This window comes from Marinospirillum sp., assembly GCF_014859565.1.
On the sequence record NZ_JACUUA010000284.1, the window covers coordinates 1 to 3612 of the forward strand.

Annotated in this window: 4 protein-coding genes; 2 read left to right on the forward strand and 2 right to left on the reverse strand. The window is 50.9% G+C overall.

The features are described 5' to 3' along the window. Positions 1-46: 46 nt before the first annotated feature. Positions 47-1372: a cytochrome c oxidase accessory protein CcoG gene (gene ccoG, locus IBX50_RS18375; RefSeq protein ID WP_292257853.1), complete on the reverse strand. Its 1326-nt coding sequence runs from the start codon at positions 1370-1372 to the stop codon at positions 47-49. 111 nt (positions 1373-1483) lie between these two features. Here ccoG and IBX50_RS18380 point away from each other — a divergent pair, with 111 nt between their 5' ends. Next, positions 1484-2905 (forward strand): PLP-dependent aminotransferase family protein, encoded by a 1422-nt coding sequence (locus tag IBX50_RS18380; protein ID WP_292257854.1) that lies wholly within the window; start codon positions 1484-1486, stop codon positions 2903-2905. A gap of 16 nt (positions 2906-2921) precedes the next feature. Next, entirely contained in the window at positions 2922-3482 is a 561-nt protein-coding gene (locus tag IBX50_RS18385; RefSeq protein ID WP_292257855.1) for a GNAT family N-acetyltransferase, read from the forward strand. Positions 3483-3512: 30 nt separating this feature from the next. Here the strand turns inward: IBX50_RS18385 and IBX50_RS20790 are convergent, their stop codons facing one another. Next, on the reverse strand, positions 3513-3611 hold the full coding sequence (locus IBX50_RS20790) for a hypothetical protein (RefSeq protein WP_366930752.1): 99 nt from the start codon (positions 3609-3611) through the stop codon (positions 3513-3515). Position 3612: the final 1 nt, after the last annotated feature.

A 3612-nucleotide genomic window follows, 5' to 3' on the forward strand; every position in this document is an offset into this window, starting at 1 on the left:
ACAACACCAAAAGCAACAAACCCCACATAATCCACCTTTAATCCAGTTAACCTGATATTGTCCGGGTTATAAAACTGCTTTTTTTAACCAGCACAGTCTTATTTGCTGTGAATTGTACCAGCAAAGGCAGGGTGCTGACCTGCGGACTGGCAGTGCAGATCCGATACGCCACCCAGTCACCCCGATTATCCAGCGGCAGGTATTCTGGGCCGTAAAGTTGCAACTCTGGCTGGTTCAACAGTGTGACTTGCACCTGAGTCAGGGTTGGATCAAAACCTTCCACCTTGATGTGGTAAAAATTGCAGAGCTGTCCATCGGATAACCAGCGGAACAATTCTCCACGCTCCCTGCGGATTTCAGCGGTCAGCTCTTTTTTGCTGACAAAACCATAACCTGTGGCAAACAGTGCCACCAGAGTAATCAACAGATAACCCACCAGTTTTGATCGCCAGAGTCGACTGGCTTCACCGCGCAGGGCTTTTTCCGAGGCAAAACGGATCAGCCCGGTTGGCTGGGCAGTTTTGTTCATCACCTGATCACAGGCATCAATACAAGCACCACAATCAATACAGGCAGCCTGCATACCATCACGAATATCAATGCCGGTCGGGCAAACCTGCACACACAGGGTGCAATCAATACAGGCCGCCGCCGCTGGATTCGGATTTTCACTGCTACGACGGGGTTCACCACGCAAACGGTCATAACTGACTTTGCGGGTAGCATCATCCATCATCACACCCTGAAAACGCGAATAAGGACAAGCATGTAAACAGATCTGTTCACGCACCAGCCCAGCATTCAGGTAAGTGAGCAGAGTCATACAAAGCAACCAGGTCAGCAGGGGCAGCGACGCCTCCATAGTCACCAGTTGCATCACCATTTCCCGAATTGGTACAAAATACCCGGTGAAGGTCAGGCCAGTTACCAGTGCCAGTAACAGCCATAATCCGTGTTTGATGATCCGCCGCAACAAGCGCTGGCCTTTCAGAGGTAAATGATCACTCCTAGCACGCACACCGGCACGCCCTTCCACCCAGTGTTCAATACGCAGAAAAAGCCAGGTCCAGATGCTCTGTGGACAGGCAAAACCACACCAGACCCGCCCCCAGGCCATTGCCAGGGTAAATAACAACGCGGCACCAGCAATCATCATTCCGGTCATGATATGCAGATCTTGCCAGGAAAAATAACTGCCAAACACCACAATGCGTCGTTGGGTAAAATCAAACAACAACCAGGGTTGACCATCGACCTGTACCCATACCAGGCCAAAAAATGCCAGTAATAATGGCCAACTGATCAATCGACGTAGATTCTGAAAGCGGCCTTCCGTCAGCCGCACATGAATTTTTGATGTTTGGGATGTCATTTTATGCACCTGCTGCAGTAAGTTTGCGGCAGGTTAAGCTTCAACAAAACTCAAGGACAGGCACAAAAAAATAAATAATAATAGGTACAGATGGATCAAGGGAAAACAGCCATGCCAGCAGAATACGCCTACTCACAACTGGAACACTGGTTATTGCAGGAACTCAGCAATCAACGCTGGGTGCCGGGTGATCGTTTACCTTCGGTTCGCCAGCTTTGCCATGAAAAAAATCTTTCCAAGGCCACCGTGCTTCATGCTTTTCAGCGGCTGGAAGCCAGTGGAAAAATCGAAGCCAGACCCCGCTCCGGTTATTTTGTCAGTCATCCATCCGTAACACCCTCGACTGCCCAGCCCTTGCAACAGGTCACCCCACCTTTTCCTGCACCGGTTAATGTCAGTGACTTGTTTTCAGACATCATGCAGCGTGGTGCAGCCTTTGATTTATTACCACGGGACTCTCAGCATCAGGAACAATCAACCCCCGGTATTGAAATATTAAATCGCTCCATCGGTCGTGCCCTGCGCCAGCTGCAAGGTGCCACACATCAACACTATGATGAACCTGCTGGTTATTGGCCACTGCGTCAGCAACTGGCACTGAGGTATCAAAAAGATGGCTGTTCACTCTCGGCGGATGATTTCTGTATCACCTCTGGTTGTCAGCATGCCTTGTTTCTGGCACTCAGGGCCTGTTGTAACAAGGGTGATCTGGTGGCGGTGGAATCACCTGGTTTTTATGGGGTACTGCAATTACTGGAACAACTGGAGCTGCAGGTACTGGAGATTCCGGCTTCTCCGGTCACAGGCATGGATCTGGACTGGCTGGAAAGTGCCGCACAACAATGGCCAATTCGTGCCTGTGTGATCACCCCATCCTTTGCAACACCCACTGGGGCGGCCATGCCAGTTGAACGGCAGAAAAAACTGCTGACACTGGCCGAGACATTGGATTTCACACTGATTGAAGATGATATTTACCGCGATCTTGCGTTTTATGAACGACGGACACCCCTGAAAGCGCTGGATCAGCAGGGGCGTGTCATTCTTTGTGGTTCTTTCTCCAAGTCTCTGTCAAGAGACCTGCGGCTAGGCTGGATTCATGCCGGTCGCTGGCAATCCAGAGTGGTTCAGCTCAAACTGGTAACTCAGCTCGCCAGCAGCCGCTTTGTACAACAAGGGCTGGCCGCTTATCTGGAAGATGGTCATTATGATCGACACCTACGCCAGCGCTGTGCAGCCTTGCAACAACACAGTGAACAACTGATGAGTGCACTGCAACAACTCTGGCCGGATAAGCTTCACTTCAGCAGACCCCAAGGTGGCTTGTGTCTCTGGGCAGAATGGCAACAACCACTGAATACCTTAAAGTTGTATCAACAGGCGTTACAAGCCGGTCTGGTCATTACCCCCGGCCCCTTGTTTTCTGCCAGCGGTCAGTTTGGACAAGCTTTACGCCTGAGTTTTACCCATCCCTGCAGAGGCAGGCGTTATCAAGCGCTGGAAAACCTTAAACAATTACTGCAATCAGCCTGATATGGAAACCTTAACCATGAGCCATCTACTTCAGCCTGAAACACCACGCCTACTGCTGCGCCAGTGGCAACCAGAAGACTACCCAGCCTTTGCCGCCTTGAATGCTGATCCAGAGGTGATGCGTTATTTTCCTGCCCCCCTGACAACAGAGCAGAGTGATGCAGTGGCACAGCTGTGCCAGCAACTGATTGGAATGTTTGGTTGGGGTTTCTGGGCGGTGGAGTTAAAATCCAGTGGTGAGTTCATCGGCTTTTTTGGCCTGCATACACCGGTTGATCCACTGCCCTTTGTGCCCTGTGTAGAAATCGGCTGGCGTTTTGCCCGGTCTTTCTGGGGACAGGGTTATGCCACTGAGGCCGCAACAGCAGCAATGCAAGCGGGCTTTGAACAACTCCAGTTTGAAGAGTTAGTGTCTTTTACAGCAGCAGAAAACCAGCGTTCGGTCGCCGTGATGCAACGTCTGGATATGCAGCCTGATGGAGCCTTTGAACACCCAGCGTTACCCCAAGGGCATCCATTACGGCATCATTTGTTGTATCGCAAATCCAATCCCTCATTAACAACTGCAGCAGCATAATCTGCTGCTGCAGGGCTCAGGGATTAACCATCAAAGCGCTTTTTCCAACCGTTCACACAGGATCTGCAGTGCCCTTACCCGCGCCCATTTTTTATCATTGCCTTCAATGATGTACCAGGGTGCATGCAGG